Origin of the sequence: Pseudomonas sp. 5P_5.1_Bac1 (assembly GCF_025466015.1) — a bacterium.
Taxonomy (GTDB): Bacteria; Pseudomonadota; Gammaproteobacteria; order Pseudomonadales; family Pseudomonadaceae; genus Aquipseudomonas.
Genome location: NZ_JANLNX010000067.1, coordinates 1 through 228, shown reverse-complemented (window position 1 = coordinate 228; position 228 = coordinate 1). Strand labels below are relative to the sequence as shown.

Genomic DNA, 228 nt, shown 5'->3' with positions numbered 1-228 from the left:
GTTGTTTCTGGCGGGGTAGCCTCCGGTTTCCCACAAACCGCAACGACTCCGCTGGGCAACACGCTGACCGTCACCGGCTACAACGCCAGTACCGGCGTGGTGACCTACAGCTACACCCTGCTGGATAACGAGGCTCATCCAAACGCAGGCGGCATCAACAACCTGACTGAGAGCTTCACGGTCACCGCGACGGACACCGATGGCAGCACCTCCAGCGGAAGCCTCGAT

Annotated in this window: 1 protein-coding gene; it reads left to right on the top strand. The window is 61.4% G+C overall.

What is annotated here, in order from left to right; all coding sequences use genetic code 11:
- Positions 1 to 228 (top strand): hypothetical protein (locus tag NTD82_RS29355; protein WP_262129284.1); only part of this gene is annotated, 228 nt, incomplete at both ends.